Below are 14,925 nucleotides of genomic sequence, written 5' to 3' on the forward strand. Positions count from 1 at the left end.
ATACCTTTCTTGTGAAAAGGTATAACGGCCTCATGGCGTTCAGAAAGGCATGGTGACGTCTTCACCCATCTGCATTGCGCCCAATGTCAGGGCGTCGATCAGACACTCCCTGGTGGCATCGGACAGCATGCCGGCTCCCTGTCGGAGGGCCATCTGCCATGCCGGGCCTCGCTCCCAGGCTTCCTGGTAAGCAAGCGCCAGATCGGAGGAGCGGCGTGTTTGTAGGATCGCTTCGAACAGGAGGCTTGACTGGTGGATGTCCTTGTCGCGCTTCAGCGCGCTTTGGCCATCGGAGCGTCTGCGACTTGCGACGATGAGCTTGTGAATGGCGAAGCGAGATGGATCGGGAACCACCACCGGTATCCCGGCCTTATGCAGCAGAATAGTCCTCAGCGGATCGCGAATGAGGAAATCGAGAAAGCTCAGGGGATCTGCGCCCGCACCGCCGAGAGCCGGCATTTTCGCGGGTTTGCCGACATACTCGTTCGATCCGCGGTTTGGGGTCAGGAATTCCACGCGGTAACCGTTTTGTGCGGCGAAAGCCGAAGAGGCCGTCGCGCCGGAGGAATGAGGAATGGCTCTGAAGCTTGGTTCGACCGCTTTGAGGATATCCAGCATCGGGGGGAGGCTGTCTTTAACCTCAGCGGAAACGGCATAGTCTTGAGCAAGGTCGGCATCGCCGGTCAGGATTGCGGCCATCGGTAACCGCACTCCGAGGATGCCGGCATAGGTCTGAAAGGCGAGTGTGCCGATCAGGACGCCGCGCAGCCTGAAGAGGCCGGCCGAGGCCAAGGCCTCCACCACATCGCCGGACATGCGGTCGGCGGCAATCAAGCGGCATCGCGGGTCAGCGATGAGACCATGCGCCGCCGCGCGCGAAGGTCGTCTTTCTCTGTCCGAAAACGTTCGACACGTTCGGAAATTTCGGGATTGTCCGCCGGTCCTACATAGCGGCGCGTTCGCCCCCCGCTGCCGTCCGAAAGGTCGAAATACCAATAAGAACGCCCTTTGACGGTGACCGGCGTAAATCGTCCCTCAGGCGGAACATCTGCAGTCCAAGCAGCATCGAAGGCGCGCTGCGTAAGCTCCGCCAACATGGTCTGATACATGAGGTCGATCTGCTTCACGGCGGCCGCTCTTGCCTCGTTATACCTTTTTCACGAAAAAGGTATGACCGAAGCGTGATGCCGACACAAGTTGCCTGTGCATTTGTTGTGATCCCACGTAGGCGCAAAGGCAGCCTGGTGAGAAAGACGACTGCGCCCCAGAGACATCTAGGCCCGCGGAAAGCTAAACAGATCAGGTCTTTTCTTTATCTGCACCGAAGCCTGTTGCGCTTTGTTGGTGCATGGCAGCTTTTCCGGACGAGACGAGCTCGGCAACGTCAGATTTTAAGCGGCTCAAAATAGCGACGCAGGCTCAGATACTGATCATCTTCCTGCAGGTTGTCGGATGTCACAACGTTCTCAATTCCCTCGAAAGCGATGAGCCATTCGCCAACGCCGAAAAAGAGTTCGATCGATTGCACGTCATATCCTCTGATGGCCAGATCGTGCATCTTCTTCTCCAGCTTTTCTACCATCTCCGCTTCGGTGATCTTGCCGTCCTCTGCCGCCTTCAATGGGCGTGCTCCGGTTGCGCTCTAAGGGTTCGACGGCCATGTGGAGAGCGCCTGTTCGGCAATGGCCTCGAGCTTTTCGCGGCTGAAGCCTGCCTTGGCCTGGACGGCCATGCCGTGCAGGACGGACATGAGATAGGCGGCAAGGACATCCGGCTTTGCGGACTTGGGCAAATCGCCGTCTTCCTGGGCGCGCTCGAAGCGCTGGCATAGCAGTATTTCGGCCTCAGCCCGCCAGGCGATCAGGATCTGGCGCACATCTTCTGCATCGTCGGAAGCGGCCAACGCGCCATTGATACCAAGGCAGCCGGCGTGCTCTGCCGAGCGGGTGGTCAGCTCGATGGCGCCGGCCATTATATGCTCGGCCACTTCGCGCGCCGTCGGCATTTTGAGGGCGGCAGGCACATAGGCGGCATAGCGCTCGCTGTAGCGCGCCAGCACGCGGCGGAACAGCTCTTCCTTGTTGCCGAAGGCAGCGTAAAGGGCCGGTCGCTCCACACCGGCCGCGGCCGTCAGATCGGCATATGATGCACCCTCATAGCCCTTGCGCCAGAAAACGCACAAGGCCGCATCGAGCGCCTGTTCCACATCAAACTCGCGATGGCGGCCCATCAGCTTTGTCCGGATAATTTCATAACGGTCGATATTAAATCGCTTGACGGCTCAAGTCAAATTTCATACCGATCGTTATTGTAATGATTGGTATGAAATATCTGCAAGCTGCTGAAGCCGCGTTTGCAGGCCAACCGATAAGGAAAAACTGATGTCTGATATGCTGAAGGGAAAGGTCGCGCTGGTGACGGGCGGTTCTCGCGGGCTTGGCGCCAAGACTGCCGAAGTGCTGGCCGATCACGGTGCCGATGTCGCGATCACTTACGCCGCCTCTGCCGAAAAGGCTGCCGCCGTGGTGGAAAGGCTGAAGGCAAAGGGCGTGCGCGCCATCGCGATCAAAAGCGATCAGGCCGATCTCACCTCGGCCAAGCCGATGATCGAAAAGGTGATGGCAGAGTTTGGCAAGCTCGATATTCTCGTGAACAATGCCGCCATCGTGGCGCAGGGGCAGATGGTGGACGATCCCGCCTTCGACCATGAAAAGTATAACCGGCAGTGGCAGGTCAACGTTCTCGGCACCATCGCCAATACCCGAGCGGCCGCCCCTGTTATCAGCGAGGGCGGGCGCATCGTCTTCGTCGGTTCGCTGCTCGGTTCTTATGTGCCGTTTCCGGGCGTTGCCGATTATGCCGGAACGAAATGGGCCATTGCCGGCTATGCCAAGGGCATTGCGCGAGAACTTGGCCCGCGCAACATCACAGTGAATATCGTCCAGCCCGGCATCATGCCGACGGATATGGCCGCCGAGGTCTCGGGCGAATTGCCGGACCGGGAAGCCATCCTCGATCTTCATCCGATCCGCCGCATTGCAACGCTGGAAGAAGTGGCCGAAACCATCAGCTTCCTGGCTGGTCCTAATGCCGGCTATATCACCGGAGAGCAGATCAACATCGCCGGCGGTCTCAGCACCTGATCGAGGCGCTGTTTTAGACCGCTTGCCGCCAGCCGAACAATGCCGATCGCGCCCGCAGGAGCCACGGGGGCGATCGGCATTTTCCCGTTGGCCACCGCGCCGATGAACCAACATGCGCATCGGGCTGGCAACGCCATTGTGATTTCGAGCCGGTGCCGTGGCCTTGTCGATGACTGCCGCGCCTTTATCTTTCCTTGCGGCGTTGCGCATGGGAAGGAGCAGCCATTGGCATCGAAGAAAGAGCAGATAACCTTCACCCGGCTCTGCGCGGTGAGCCGCGATCTTATCTATCTCGCGACCACGCCTGACGATCAGGAACTCGGCACACCCTTCACCGCCATCTGCCAGTACAATGCGGGGGAGTGGTCCTACGAGACCTTCGACATATCGCTGTCCAGCATGACGCTCTTCAAAGCGCCGGATAAGGATTATCGGGTGCTTTATCTTCTAGACGAGAATGGGGTTGCCATCAACTTCGACACCAAGGAACGTGAGGTGATATTGTCGGATCGGTCACCGCTTTGGAAAGATTACCGACTGGGCTATCTTCAGAAAATCAGGCAGATCGGTGCGCATCTATATGCCTGCGGCGATGGTGGGCAGGTCTATAGGCGCGAGCATGACGCAACATGGCAGTTCGTCGATAAAGCGTTTTTGGATGGTCCTGACGCGCTCCTCAATCCAAAATCGGAACTGCGATTATTAAGCAGACTTATGAATCAGGGCGAGAACCTGACGCCGGAAAATCTGGCGCGAGCTAAGCAGCTGCGCGAAGCCAATGCTTCCAACCTGCTCTGGGACTTTTCCGGCCTTTCGGAAGACAGCATCTACTTCGCCAGCGAAAAGAAACAGGTCTACTGGTTCGACGGCAAGACCATTCACGCTTTGCCCGACAAGACGGATCGCGGGCTGATTTCCATCCTCGCCAAAAGCGAAGACGTGGTCTATGCCGCGGGGCGGGACGGCACTTTCCTGGTTGGCAATCACAAGAGCAGCTTTCGCGAGATCGACGCGTTCCGCGGCCTGCCGGGCTGGCCGAATATCAATGGCATGGCGCTCTTTCAGGACCGGCTTTACATGTCGAGCTTTGCCGATCCGCGCGGCCTTCTCGTGCTCAACGGCGATCAGATCGAACAGGTGCATTGCGACTTGACGCCTGACATCAAGGACGTTTCGGCAGTGGCTGCAGTCACGGACGCGCTGTGGGTCATGGGAACGAAGGACCTGCTGCGCTTCGACGGCAGCACTTGGGAGCGGATCCACTTTCCCGCCAATGATCCGGTCAGGTAGTTATTGCCGCGCATGCCTCCTTCGCTCGAAAAAAGCACCCGTGCGATGATCCTTCGCCCGCAGGAGCCACGGGCGCGATCGGCATTTTCCCGTTGGCCACCGCGCCGATGAACCAACATGCGCATCGGGCTGGCAACGCCATTGTGATTTCGAGCCGGTGCCGTGGCCTTGTCGATGACTGCCGCGCCTTTATCTTTCCTTGCGGCGTTGCGCATGGGAAGGAGCAGCCATTGGCATCGAAGAAAGAGCAGATAACCTTCACCCGGCTCTGCGCGGTGAGCCGCGATCTTATCTATCTCGCAACCACGCCTGACGATCAGGAACTCGGCACACCCTTCACCGCCATCTGCCAGTACAATGCAGGCGAGTGGTCCTACGAGACCTTCGACATACCGCTGTCCAGCATGACGCTCTACAAAGCGCCGGATAAGGATTATCAGGTGCTTTATCTCCTGTCGGAAAAGGGCGTCGCCATCAACTTCGCCACCAAGGAACGTGAGGTGATCATCCCGGACCGGACGCCTTTGAGGCGGGATCATCGGCTTGGCTATCTCCAGAAGATCAAACAGGTTGGTGCGCATCTCTACGCCTGCGGCGACGGCGGACAGGTTTATAGGCGTGAGCATGATGCAACATGGCAGGTCGTCGATAAGGCATTCTTGGATGGTCCTGATGCTCTAATGGATCCAAAGTCGGAGCTAAGAATGATGGGTGGGTTTCTCAGGATTAAAGAGAACCGCACGCAACAAAACTATAATAAGGAAAAAGAATTAAGGTTGAAAAACGAATCTAAAGATCTTTGGGACCTCTCCGGCCTTTCAGAAGACAGCATCTACTTCGCCAGCGAGAAGAAACAGGTCTATTGGTTCGACGGCAAGACCATTCAAGCTTTGCCCGACAAGACGGATCGCGGGCTGATCTCCATTCTCGCCAAAAGCGAAGATGAGGTCTATGCCGCGGGACGGGACGGCACGTTCCTGATCGGCAATCACAAGAGCGGCTTTCGCGAGATCGACGCCTTTCGCGGCCTGCCGGGCTGGCCGAACATCAATGGCATGGCGCTCTTTCAGGACCGGCTTTATCTATCGAGCTATTCTGATCCGCGCGGCCTTCTTGTGCTGAACGGCGATCAGATCGAACAGGTGCATTGTGACTTGACGCCTGACATCAAGGACGTTTCGGCGGTCGGTGCAGTCACGGACGCGCTGTGGGTCATGGGAGTGAAGGACCTGCTGCGCTTCGACGGCAGCACTTGGGAGCGGATCCACTTTCCCGCCGATGATCCGGTGCGGTAGGTATTGCCGCGCGCGTCTCCCGCGCTCGAAAAAAACATCCGTGCGATGATCCTTCGCCGGTGCTATTCCAGGATAGCAATGAGCAAAGCATGGGAGATGACGATGGCGGACAAGAAGGTGGCGGTGGTTGCGGCGGGCGGCAGCGGCATGGGCGCAGAATGCGCGCGGCGCTTGGCGGCGGATGGCTTCAAGGTTGCGATCCTTTCCTCCTCCGGCAAGGGTGAAGCCCTGGCAGCTGAACTCGGCGGCATCGGCGTGACGGGCTCCAACCAGTCGAACGAGGATCTTCAGCAACTGGTCGATGCGGCGATGCAGCACTGGGGCCGGGTGGACGTTCTCGTCAACAGCGCCGGGCATGGGCCGCGCAAACCGATCCTCGAACTGACCGATGAGGACTGGCACAAGGGGATCGATGTCTATTTTCTCAATGTCGTGCGTCCGGCCCGTCTTGTGACGCCGATCATGCAAGCGCAAAAATCCGGTGCCATCATCAATATCTCGACCGCCTGGGCCTTCGAGCCATCCTCGATGTTTCCCACTTCCGCAGTGGCGCGCGCGGGGCTTGCCTCCTTCACCAAGATTTTCGCAGACACCTATGCTGGCGAGAATATCCGCATGAACAATGTACTGCCCGGCTGGATCGACAGCCTGCCGGCCACTGAAGAGCGTCGCGAGGGCGTGCCGATGAAGCGCTACGGCACCAGCGAAGAAATTGCCGCAACGGTCGCCTTCCTCGCCTCCGACGGGGCCGCCTATATTACCGGGCAGAACATCCGCGTCGACGGCGGCGTGACGCGCTCGATTTGAGGTGCGCGGCATTTCTCTCTAGCGATGTGTGGCCGCTTGATCTGCTGAAAGAAGGACCGATCGCGTCGGAAGGATGAAGGGCGGATGAAGACTGTGTTTCTATGTCTTCGCTGGGGATCTTTGATCGCCCTCGTGATTGGTTCGGTGCTGTGGTACGCGGACAAGAGGCGCGGCGCGGCTTTCGAGGCGGCGACATTTCGGCTCTGCGAGCCGGCGCAATGTCTTGATTTAGGCTCGCAGCCATCCGCGGAATATCGGGCAAGCAAACGTAGTGCTGTCCAAATCTGGCCACGTCGCAATTACTGTGATGACGCAAAATTCATTCTGGTACACACGGCGCTCGATGCGGAGGCCCGTTTCATCCCGAGCGTGCTTGAAGCCGAAGGCGTCATTACATTGAAGACATCGAAAGATGGCGTCGCCATCTCGCCCGGGCCTGAAATTGCAGGCCTATTTGCACCAGTTCGCGCGTTGCTCACCAAAGGCGGTGCATCCAGTTGCTTCAACAGCAATTACGAACCTTGGATGTTTGTCCTGTTTCTCTGCACATTGGCTTTGTGGTCGCTGCCCAATCACCGGATTTTGCGCAAGCGAAGCAGCCTGTGATGGCGGGAAAGTTCGACACTGAGGCAGCCTCGGTAGGCGGTTTTCGACAATAGGTCATCGCATAACATTGATGGAAGTCCGCGAGGCAACCATCAAGGCCAATTTGCATATCAGAGAATTTTTGTGATTTTTTCTTATTTTTTGTTATCTTGGCTGTAGATTGAAGGAGACCTCTCGTATGGCGACGATGACAATTTCCTTGCCCGACCCGATGAAGGAATGGATCGAAACTCAAATCCGGGCCGGCGATTATGCCAGCGCGAGCGATTATGTGCGCGACCTTGTTCGCCGTGATCGCGCTCGTCGTGGACAGGAATTCACGCTCGAGGAGCTTCGCCAGCTGGTCGCGGATTCACGCGCCAGTGGCGTAGGCTCCCGCAGCATGGATGATCTGTTTGCGGAAGCCGAACGCCTGGCGGCGGCGCGCGATCGCGTTCGTGACTAGCTACAGGCTGACAGCACGAGCCGAAGGCGAAATCCTGGAGATATTTGTCTACGGCATCGAACAGTTCGGATTGAGACAGGCGCGTCTTTACAAGGATGAGATGGAGCGCTGCTTTCAGTTGCTGAGTGAAAACCCACATATGGGCCGCCCTGCAACGGCGATCGGAAAGGGGGTGCGCAGGCATGAGCATAAAAGCCATGTCATTCTTTACGAGATTGACCGCTCCGGTATCCTCGTCATCGCGGTGGTGCATGCCCGAAGCGTCCGCCGCCTAAAGCTCTGAAGTCCGGGAAGCGATCCCGGCGTCATCACTGCTGCTGATGTTTCCCGATCGATTAAAGACACTCGGACTTATTGATATGCCTGAATTAGGTCACGATGCCCACCATCTCCGTCAGTATTGAAACCCCGCTTCAGCCGGACGTTACCGCGCTGTTGCAGCAGTCCGATTCCGTGGCGGCGCGGCTTTACCCGGGGGAGTATCGGCGCCCCATCGATGCGGGGTTTCTGGCCAAGCCCGGGACGGATGTTCTTGTTGCGCGGCGTAAGGGGCTGGCGCTGGGCATGTGCGTGCTGTTTAACCGCGGGGATTGCACGATAGAGTTGAAGCGGATGATCGTGGACAGCGCGGCCCGCGGCATGGGCATCGGCTGGGCGCTTGTCGAGGCGGCGGAGGTTCGCGCGCGGGCGCTCGATGCCGAGACCATGCTGCTGGAGGTTGGGGTGCGCAATGTCGAGGCACAGCAGCTTTATCAGCGCGCTGGCTTTGAACCATGCCCAGCCTTTGCGCCCTACCACGCCTCACCCATCAGCCTCTTTATGCGCCTTTCCCTGGTATGAGGGGTGTTTGAGCAGGGACTTTGGCGATAGAGAGGTCAGAGAGAGGGCGGGAGCCGGTAGCACAGGGTGGTGGAATTAGCGGGTTGAAGGTCAAGGTTGTCTTGCTCCTTACAACGTTTTTGCTGGCGCGGGATTGCCTGGCGGAGCATGACTGGCGGCAACTCAAGGGCGTTCCGGGCTATCTGACAAGTGCTATCGAAATTGCCACTAATGGTCCCGACGACCTTCCTGCTCATCTTTATTTGACGTGCTCTCAAGACGCACATCTGCAGTTGCTGTTGTCAACGCGAATACCCAGTCCCGCGCGAAGAGATCGCTTCGACGAGGGCGGCCTCTACGACGGTACTTTGATAATACATGAGAAGAAAGTCTTTGATCCGTCCATGTCGACAATGCCTTTGATGTTCTATGTCGTGAGGATAGGGCCGAATATCGGCTGGTTTAAAGCGCTGTTCGTTGACGTGCCTCCCGGCGAACCCGACACCATCATCACCCCTCCGCTGGCACCAGAGGAGTTTGATTCAATCGCAAAATTGTTTGAAGAAACACCCCCTCCCGTTAGTGTTTCGGTCGGCGGGATCGACGAAACAGGTGTCTATATGGAGGCCATCGTCCCGGGAACGGCACTACGCGAATTTCGATCTGAGTGCCAGCCGGTAATCGCCCCAAAGCCTTAGAGGTTTTACCATGGCGGCAGCTCGATATTTCCGCGCACCAGCTCATAACTCCTTCAGCAGCGCTATGAAGGCGCGCAGGCTGGCGGGGACGTGGCGGCGGCCGGGGTAGTAGAGGCACAGGCCCTCGATCTGCGGGCACCAGTCGTTCAGAACCGTCTCCAGCGTTCCTTTATCGAGGCCGTCCCGGGCCGCTTCGATGGGCACATAGGCAAGGCCGAGGCCCTGTTCGGCGGCCTGGACCATCAGTGTGATGCTGTCGAGCGTGATCGCGCCCGGCACGTCGATCTCGATTTCATGGCCGCGTCGTTCGAACTCCCATCGATACATCTTGCCGCTCGGCATGCGGTGGCGGATGCAGCGCTGCTCGGCAAGGTCGTCTGGCACGCGCGGGCGTCCCGCTTGCCCGAGATAGGCAGGCGAGCCCACCACCACGAAGCGGGTGCGCCCGCCGAAAGGAACGATGACCATATCCTGCGGGACGGATTCGCGCAGGCGAATGCCGGCGTCGAAACCTTCTGCGACGACATCGACGAGGCGTCCGTCATTGACGAGATCGATCGAGAGCCTCGGATGGCGGGCAAGGAAGGTGGGCACGATCTTTTCTAGCAGCAGGCGCGCCACGGTTTCGCTGGTGTTGATCCGCAGCGTTCCCGCAGGCTCTTCGCCGCGATCCGTGGCCTCGGCCAGCGCCGCGTCAAGATCGCTGATGAGCGGCTGGATGCGCGCAAACAGGTTCTGGCCGGCCTCGGTCGGGGAAACGCTGCGCGTCGTCCTGTTGAGGAGGCGAAGATCCATTTTCGCTTCCAGGCCGCGTATCATATGGCTGAGGGACGAGGGCGCGAGTTCCAGCTCATCGGCCGCCTTGCGAAAGCTGCGATGGCGCATGACGGCGGCAAAGGCGCGCAATTCGGTGAGAGAAGCCTGTTCATTCATGGTATTTTGCCATCACTTCATGCAAGATTGAACGCATAGTATCATCAATTACGTCTGACTATCTTCTTTTCAAGCAGCCGTTATGGCGCTGAGGAAAAGGAGAATATTGATGATGAAGACATGGTTCATTACTGGCACATCGTCCGGCTTCGGGCGCCTATTGACGGAGCGCCTCTTGGAGCGGGGCGACCGCGTGGCCGCGACATTGCGCAAGGCCGGCGCGCTCGATGATCTGAAGGCGCGCCACGGCGAGCGGCTGTGGATCGCGCCGCTCGACCTTACCGACACCGACGCCATCCGCAGCACGGTCGATCGCGCCTTTGCCGAACTCGGCCGGATCGATGTCGTGGTCAGCAATGCCGGCTATGGCCTGTTCGGCGCTGCCGAGGAACTCACGGATGCGCAGATCCGCGATCAGATCGACACGAACCTCATCGGCTCCATTCAGCTGATCCGCGCCTGCCTTCCGCATCTTCGGGCGCAAGGCGGCGGGCGCATCCTGCAGGTCTCTTCCGAGGGCGGGCAGATCGCCTATCCGGCCTTCAGCCTTTATCACGCAACGAAGTGGGGTATCGAAGGCTTCGTCGAAGCGGTGCGCCAGGAAGTTGCGCCCTTCGGTATCTCGCTGACGCTGATCGAGCCGGGGCCTGCGAAAACCGACTTCGGCCGCGGGCTCGCCATGGCCAAGCCCTCCGATATTTATGAGGAAACGCCGGCCGGGCAGCTGCGCAAGGCGGTGATGAGCGGGGCCTTCGAGATCACCGGCAATGCGCAGAAGATGACGGATGCCATGCTGCAGGTTGCCGACCGGAGCCCCGCGCCGCGCCGCCTCGCCCTCGGCAAAGGCAGTTATGCCTCCATTCGCGCCGCCTTGACCGACCGGCTGCGCGAACTGGAGGAGCAGAAAGAGATCACGGTCGCAATGGATGATTGAGGCAATGTATGTCATGGCGCGCCGATCGGTCTGCCGGTGACGGCGAGGCCCGGAAAGGAAGCGCCATGACGCCAATGCGAAGCGCGGAATCGCAATCGCGCTTGGCCGGATCAGCGCACCAGGACGGTAACGGAGTCTTATGACCGAGTACGATATCGTCCAACCGTTCAACCTAGGGCGCAGGGCGATGATCGATTTCCTGATAGGCACCATAGTTTTCTTGCTTCGGACCATCGGGTTTCTTTTGTTCCTAGCCCTCGTTCTCGTCGTGCTTGCCTTTATTGGCAGCATCATTTATGCGCAATTCGACTGTCCGTTCGCACGCTGCACGGGCGACCGGCAGCTTATCTGGGTTATCCCGCTGATGGGCGCCATCGGTGCGCTGCCCGCACTTTTCATCCTCCTTGTCTGGCGGGGAATTCACAAACAGCAACGACGGAAAAACTGGGCAAAGCGCGAGGAGCAATGGCTCCGGAATTACGCCGAGCGTTCCGAGGCGTACAAGACGGAGTGAACGCGCCGAAGGTGCGGCCGATCTAAGCCAAGCCACATTGCGAAGGGACCAAGGTCGCGTTAGGCTCGGCGCGTGCGCCCGTATGTTTTCAAGGGAGCGCGATATCAATTTCATCACGCCCGACGCCTGAAAGGCGGCCGAGCCGTTCATATAAATTTTGTCAGAGATCGATGGGTTGATCATGCTGCTGACGCGATCGATTTTCACACCAATCTTTTTCGTAATCCTGCTTATTTTCAGCCAAGCTGCTGCCGCCAATCCGTGGCAGGATCTAGCTCGCGCCGATCTTGCGTTTGCGCATGAGCAGATTGAGATGAACCATCCGGGCGCGATCGATCCTGACGATGCGCATGTCCGGCAATGGCTCGACGATGGTTATGCGCACGCTCTCGCGCAGCTCCCGAACGTGTCGAGCCTTAGCGACTATCGACTGATCCTGAACGCTTTCTTTGCCGGGTTCCGCGATCCCCATGTTGGAATAAGCCTTGGCGTCTCTCAGCCAGATCTTCAATGGCCTCAGTTCGTTGTTGCCGGCCGTTACGGCAAAGTCATGGTTGTCGGCAGCTCAATGACGACGCCAGCGGTTGGCGCCGAACTTGTTGCTTGCGACGGTGTGCCAGTCGATCAGCTTTTGACGAAACGCGTGTTCGCGTTTGGGGCAAATCCCGCAGTCGAGGCGTCGTTTGATCGGGAGGTTCGTCAGCTGTTCTTCTACAGCCGGAACAGCTTCTTTGCGCGACTTCAGACATGTCGCTTCACAAACAAGGGAGCTGCTTTCGACGTTGAGCTCGAATGGAAAGATTTGACGCCTCAGGCCTGGCGGATGTTCGAAAACGCAGACGGTGAGGTCTTTGGCAGCCCTTCGCTGAGCGAACCGATGGACGGGATTTACTGGTTGGCGGTCCCTTCCTTTTCCGCTGATGGGAATAACAAGATGGCTATGGAAAACCTCTTCCGGAAGATCAACCAGATGCAAAACACCATGGCCGAATCGAAGGCCTTGGTTATCGATGTCAGAGGCAATCGCGGGGGCACCGACGCGCTCGTCGAAAGACTGACTTACCTGCTTTTCGATAAAGATACGCTCCGCAAGGCCGGCGAAAGCAAGCAGGCGCCGATCGAGATCGACTGGCGGGCTTCTGCGGGCAATCTTGCTGATGCGCAAACCTGGCTCGATCCCGCAAACTCGCGATATCATGCCAACCAAGCGTTGATCCGCGGTGTCATCGACGGCCTGAAGTCGGCCTTTGACCAGAAACGTGATTATTTCAGACAGACCGTTGAAGCCGAGACATTCAGCGAAGATCCTTCAACTTTGCCCTATTGGTATCATCAGGGCGATCCTTCCACCAAGCAATGCCCAGCCTTCGTTCCTGCAGTTCCGATCAAGGCGAAGATCTTCGTATTGATGGATGGAGCTTGCGTCAGCGCCTGTCTCGATTTTCTGGATAATCTCAAGCTCTTCGCGGGAATAAAGTATCTCGGTTTGGCCACAGACGCAGACACGCAGTATCTTGATACTCGCTCCATGGAGCTGCCCTCGCAGCTGGGTAAGATCAGCTTTCCGATGAAGGTTTATCGCACACGCGCGCGAAAGCCCGGGCAGGTTTACGAGCCTGACGTGAAGTTTACGGGCTTGCAGCGCGATCAAAAGGACTTGCGCGATTGGGCGCTCGGCGTCGTCTCAAAATCTGTCGGTGGCGCTTTGCAGTAGCGGCTTGTGGCGCTGCCTCTTTCGAACGGTCCGCATTTGCGCTATCGTCGCTTTGTCCATTTCTGGAGGCTTGATGTTCAACTCTTCTGAGTCCCGCTGAAGGGCCGCGCCCGATAAGCTCGGCCGCTGGCCCAAAACAAAAACCCTTTTAGCCCCGCCGCAGCTTCTGCGCGCGGCACTGTTTTTGTTTTCCTTCGGGATCACTCGGATCAAAGTCATGGACATTTCGCGCACCGAACAGCGCATCCTTCACCTGCTCGCGCAAGGCGGCAGGATCGAACTCACACGCAATGACGCTCGCAAGATAGAGGCCTTGAAGCTCTTCACGCGTGAAGGCTGGGTCTTCGGCGGGCTGGACCTCATCACCTTTCGCAAGCTGAAGCAGAAGAGGGCAATCCGCTCTGCAGCTGGCCAGCCCTATCGCATCACGGAGCGTGGCCTTGAACTTGTGCGTGCAGAGCAGAACAACCGATGAGGCGGCAGGGGCGGCGCGAGGCCGCCGCCCCTGTTCCCATTTATGATCCAGGGCGGATATTCTGATCAAAGGCGCGCCGGCTCTGATGGTGAAGCCTCTCTCATATCGCGTGCTGCGATTGCCGGCTGACAACCGGGTTGCGACTTGCTAAGCTTCTTTCCGGCCGAGGCAGCCGGCAGCCCGCGCCCTCTTCAAGGGGGTATGGCGAATGCCTCACATCAAGTCCTTGCTGACCGTTGAACCGTTGGGCAAAGGCGTTGGTAATGCGGGCGCTGACGAAGGTTTTGCCGTAACGAAGGAAACGGATATGCGCGACTATCGCGATTCAAAGGCCATGGCAAAAGCCATGCGCGAAGCGCTTGCCGAACGCAATGTGACGATCACGCACAGCGAGGCGCTTGAGATCATCGCCCGGCAGTTCGGTGAGCCCAACTGGAACATCCTTTCGGCGAAGATCGGCGAGAACGAAGCGGCACGCGACCGCGATACGATCGCCTTCGAGCAGGCGGTTCCCATCGTTCGGATCTTCGACGTTGCAAAAGCCAGCGAGTTTTATCTCGACTTTCTTGGCTTCACTGTGGATTGGGAGCACCGCTATGGCGAAAACTACCCGCTTTACATGCAGATTTCGCGCGCCGGCCTCAGGCTGCACCTATCGGAACATTCAGGCGATGCGACGCCTGGCGGCAACATGTGCGTCTATATGACCGGCATCCACGCCTTTCATCAGGAGCTTCACGCGAAGGATTACCGCTATATGAAGCCAGGACTTCACGATGAGGATGGGCGGATCGAATTGCAGGTCACCGATCCCTTCAACAACCGCATCCGGTTCATGGAGCTGAAGCGCCGATAGCGCATGCTTTTGCCTGCGTTCGAACAGATTCACGGCATAAGCATTCATCATCGAACGAGCGCATCGGGCGTTAGGAAAAACGATTCCGATTTCTGGTCCGATGCAGTATGACGAGTTGAATATGAGCGAGCCGAGTCAATTCTTTTCCCTGCTGGTGACGGCCCTTGCGGCTCTTGCCGTGCTATGGTTCGTCGCCTTCATCCTCAGAAAACTCGTCAGCATCGCCCTTGGTCTTGCGCTGGTGTTCGGCGTCTGGGCGCTATGGAACGATCCGAGCCTGCTCCGCAGCCTGCAGGACAGGGCGATCGGCTACTACAACCAGTGGACAACCGACGACCCGCGGGGGTAAGACGGGTGGGTGCCGCGCGCCGCTCATTGACAAGTGCCGGCTTTGAT

The 14,925-nt window shown here is 58.3% G+C and carries 18 protein-coding genes and 1 pseudogene; 15 read left to right on the forward strand and 4 right to left on the reverse strand.

The annotated features are described in order from the left end of the window. Window positions 1-39 precede the first annotated feature (39 nt). The 3 genes and pseudogenes from VQ830_RS07360 to VQ830_RS07370 form a co-directional block, all read right to left on the reverse strand. A pseudogene (locus tag VQ830_RS07360) lies at window positions 40-1,127 on the reverse strand (nucleotidyltransferase family protein). A gap of 257 nt (window positions 1,128-1,384) precedes the next feature. Next, on the reverse strand, window positions 1,385-1,621 hold the full coding sequence (locus tag VQ830_RS07365) for a hypothetical protein (protein WP_337267440.1): 237 nt from the start codon (window positions 1,619-1,621) through the stop codon (window positions 1,385-1,387). Window positions 1,622-1,642: 21 nt separating this feature from the next. Continuing rightward, window positions 1,643-2,230: a TetR/AcrR family transcriptional regulator gene (locus VQ830_RS07370; protein WP_337267441.1), complete on the reverse strand. Its 588-nt coding sequence runs from the start codon at window positions 2,228-2,230 to the stop codon at window positions 1,643-1,645. 151 nt (window positions 2,231-2,381) lie between these two features. Between VQ830_RS07370 and VQ830_RS07375 the strand changes: the two genes are divergently transcribed. From VQ830_RS07375 to VQ830_RS07415, 9 genes are all read left to right on the forward strand, one after another. Beyond that, window positions 2,382-3,143: an SDR family NAD(P)-dependent oxidoreductase gene (locus tag VQ830_RS07375; RefSeq protein ID WP_337267442.1), complete on the forward strand. Its 762-nt coding sequence runs from the start codon at window positions 2,382-2,384 to the stop codon at window positions 3,141-3,143. A 225-nt stretch (window positions 3,144-3,368) separates the two neighbouring features. Next, a complete protein-coding gene (locus VQ830_RS07380; RefSeq protein ID WP_337267443.1) occupies window positions 3,369-4,433 on the forward strand; it encodes a hypothetical protein in 1,065 nt (354 codons plus the stop codon). Window positions 4,434-4,663: 230 nt separating this feature from the next. Next, window positions 4,664-5,728 carry a hypothetical protein gene (locus tag VQ830_RS07385; protein WP_337267444.1) on the forward strand — a complete coding sequence of 355 codons (1,065 nt, stop codon included), beginning with the start codon at window positions 4,664-4,666 and terminating at the stop codon, window positions 5,726-5,728. A 102-nt stretch (window positions 5,729-5,830) separates the two neighbouring features. Continuing rightward, window positions 5,831-6,535 carry an SDR family oxidoreductase gene (locus tag VQ830_RS07390; protein ID WP_337267445.1) on the forward strand — a complete coding sequence of 235 codons (705 nt, stop codon included), beginning with the start codon at window positions 5,831-5,833 and terminating at the stop codon, window positions 6,533-6,535. An 84-nt stretch (window positions 6,536-6,619) separates the two neighbouring features. Continuing rightward, the gene (locus VQ830_RS07395) at window positions 6,620-7,141 is read left to right on the forward strand and encodes a hypothetical protein (protein ID WP_337267446.1); all 522 of its coding nucleotides are present in this window, start codon (window positions 6,620-6,622) and stop codon (window positions 7,139-7,141) included. 178 nt (window positions 7,142-7,319) lie between these two features. Continuing rightward, complete coding sequence (locus VQ830_RS07400) at window positions 7,320-7,586, forward strand: type II toxin-antitoxin system ParD family antitoxin (RefSeq protein WP_337267447.1); 267 nt, start codon at window positions 7,320-7,322, stop codon at window positions 7,584-7,586. Next, window positions 7,579-7,869: a type II toxin-antitoxin system RelE/ParE family toxin gene (locus VQ830_RS07405; RefSeq protein WP_337267448.1), complete on the forward strand. Its 291-nt coding sequence runs from the start codon at window positions 7,579-7,581 to the stop codon at window positions 7,867-7,869. The genes VQ830_RS07400 and VQ830_RS07405 overlap by 8 nt, the downstream gene beginning before the upstream one ends. Before the next feature lie 95 nt (window positions 7,870-7,964). After that, entirely contained in the window at window positions 7,965-8,426 is a 462-nt protein-coding gene (locus VQ830_RS07410) for a GNAT family N-acetyltransferase (protein WP_337267449.1), read from the forward strand. Window positions 8,427-8,509: 83 nt separating this feature from the next. Beyond that, complete coding sequence (locus tag VQ830_RS07415) at window positions 8,510-9,103, forward strand: hypothetical protein (protein WP_337267450.1); 594 nt, start codon at window positions 8,510-8,512, stop codon at window positions 9,101-9,103. 42 nt (window positions 9,104-9,145) lie between these two features. Here the strand turns inward: VQ830_RS07415 and VQ830_RS07420 are convergent, their stop codons facing one another. Beyond that, complete coding sequence (locus VQ830_RS07420; RefSeq protein WP_337267451.1) at window positions 9,146-10,036, reverse strand: LysR family transcriptional regulator; 891 nt, start codon at window positions 10,034-10,036, stop codon at window positions 9,146-9,148. A 109-nt stretch (window positions 10,037-10,145) separates the two neighbouring features. On the opposite strand from VQ830_RS07420, the gene VQ830_RS07425 reads away from it, so the two are divergent. The 6 genes from VQ830_RS07425 (at window position 10,146) to VQ830_RS07450 (ending at window position 14,878) form a co-directional block, all read left to right on the forward strand. Next, window positions 10,146-10,970 (forward strand): SDR family oxidoreductase, encoded by an 825-nt coding sequence (locus VQ830_RS07425; RefSeq protein WP_337267452.1) that lies wholly within the window; start codon window positions 10,146-10,148, stop codon window positions 10,968-10,970. 139 nt (window positions 10,971-11,109) lie between these two features. Next, the gene (locus VQ830_RS07430; protein WP_337267453.1) at window positions 11,110-11,484 is read left to right on the forward strand and encodes a hypothetical protein; all 375 of its coding nucleotides are present in this window, start codon (window positions 11,110-11,112) and stop codon (window positions 11,482-11,484) included. A 181-nt stretch (window positions 11,485-11,665) separates the two neighbouring features. Continuing rightward, window positions 11,666-13,198: a S41 family peptidase gene (locus VQ830_RS07435; RefSeq protein WP_337267454.1), complete on the forward strand. Its 1,533-nt coding sequence runs from the start codon at window positions 11,666-11,668 to the stop codon at window positions 13,196-13,198. A 217-nt stretch (window positions 13,199-13,415) separates the two neighbouring features. Further along, complete coding sequence (locus tag VQ830_RS07440) at window positions 13,416-13,673, forward strand: YjhX family toxin (protein ID WP_337267455.1); 258 nt, start codon at window positions 13,416-13,418, stop codon at window positions 13,671-13,673. Between the two features lie 307 nt (window positions 13,674-13,980). Beyond that, window positions 13,981-14,529 carry a glyoxalase superfamily protein gene (locus tag VQ830_RS07445; protein ID WP_337267681.1) on the forward strand — a complete coding sequence of 183 codons (549 nt, stop codon included), beginning with the start codon at window positions 13,981-13,983 and terminating at the stop codon, window positions 14,527-14,529. Window positions 14,530-14,650: 121 nt separating this feature from the next. After that, window positions 14,651-14,878 carry a hypothetical protein gene (locus VQ830_RS07450; protein WP_337267456.1) on the forward strand — a complete coding sequence of 76 codons (228 nt, stop codon included), beginning with the start codon at window positions 14,651-14,653 and terminating at the stop codon, window positions 14,876-14,878. The last annotated feature ends 47 nt before the right edge of the window (window positions 14,879-14,925 follow it).

Origin of the sequence: Oryzifoliimicrobium ureilyticum (assembly GCF_037199735.1) — a bacterium.
Lineage (GTDB): Bacteria > Pseudomonadota > Alphaproteobacteria > Rhizobiales > Rhizobiaceae > Rhizobium > Rhizobium ureilyticus.

Excerpts from the sequence above, each read along its gene's own strand:
- VQ830_RS07370 (WP_337267441.1), bottom strand. The coding sequence starts at position 2,230 with ATGGGCCGCCATCGCGAGTTTGATGTGGAACAGGCGCTCGATGCGGCC.
- VQ830_RS07375 (WP_337267442.1), top strand. The coding sequence starts at position 2,382 with ATGTCTGATATGCTGAAGGGAAAGGTCGCGCTGGTGACGGGCGGTTCT.
- VQ830_RS07390 (WP_337267445.1), top strand. The coding sequence starts at position 5,831 with ATGGCGGACAAGAAGGTGGCGGTGGTTGCGGCGGGCGGCAGCGGCATG.
- VQ830_RS07395 (WP_337267446.1), top strand. The coding sequence starts at position 6,620 with ATGAAGACTGTGTTTCTATGTCTTCGCTGGGGATCTTTGATCGCCCTC.
- VQ830_RS07400 (WP_337267447.1), top strand. The coding sequence starts at position 7,320 with ATGGCGACGATGACAATTTCCTTGCCCGACCCGATGAAGGAATGGATC.
- VQ830_RS07410 (WP_337267449.1), top strand. The coding sequence starts at position 7,965 with ATGCCCACCATCTCCGTCAGTATTGAAACCCCGCTTCAGCCGGACGTT.
- VQ830_RS07420 (WP_337267451.1), bottom strand. The coding sequence starts at position 10,036 with ATGAATGAACAGGCTTCTCTCACCGAATTGCGCGCCTTTGCCGCCGTC.
- VQ830_RS07425 (WP_337267452.1), top strand. The coding sequence starts at position 10,146 with ATGATGAAGACATGGTTCATTACTGGCACATCGTCCGGCTTCGGGCGC.
- VQ830_RS07430 (WP_337267453.1), top strand. The coding sequence starts at position 11,110 with ATGACCGAGTACGATATCGTCCAACCGTTCAACCTAGGGCGCAGGGCG.
- VQ830_RS07435 (WP_337267454.1), top strand. The coding sequence starts at position 11,666 with ATGCTGCTGACGCGATCGATTTTCACACCAATCTTTTTCGTAATCCTG.
- VQ830_RS07440 (WP_337267455.1), top strand. The coding sequence starts at position 13,416 with ATGGACATTTCGCGCACCGAACAGCGCATCCTTCACCTGCTCGCGCAA.
- VQ830_RS07445 (WP_337267681.1), top strand. The coding sequence starts at position 13,981 with ATGCGCGACTATCGCGATTCAAAGGCCATGGCAAAAGCCATGCGCGAA.
- VQ830_RS07450 (WP_337267456.1), top strand. The coding sequence starts at position 14,651 with ATGAGCGAGCCGAGTCAATTCTTTTCCCTGCTGGTGACGGCCCTTGCG.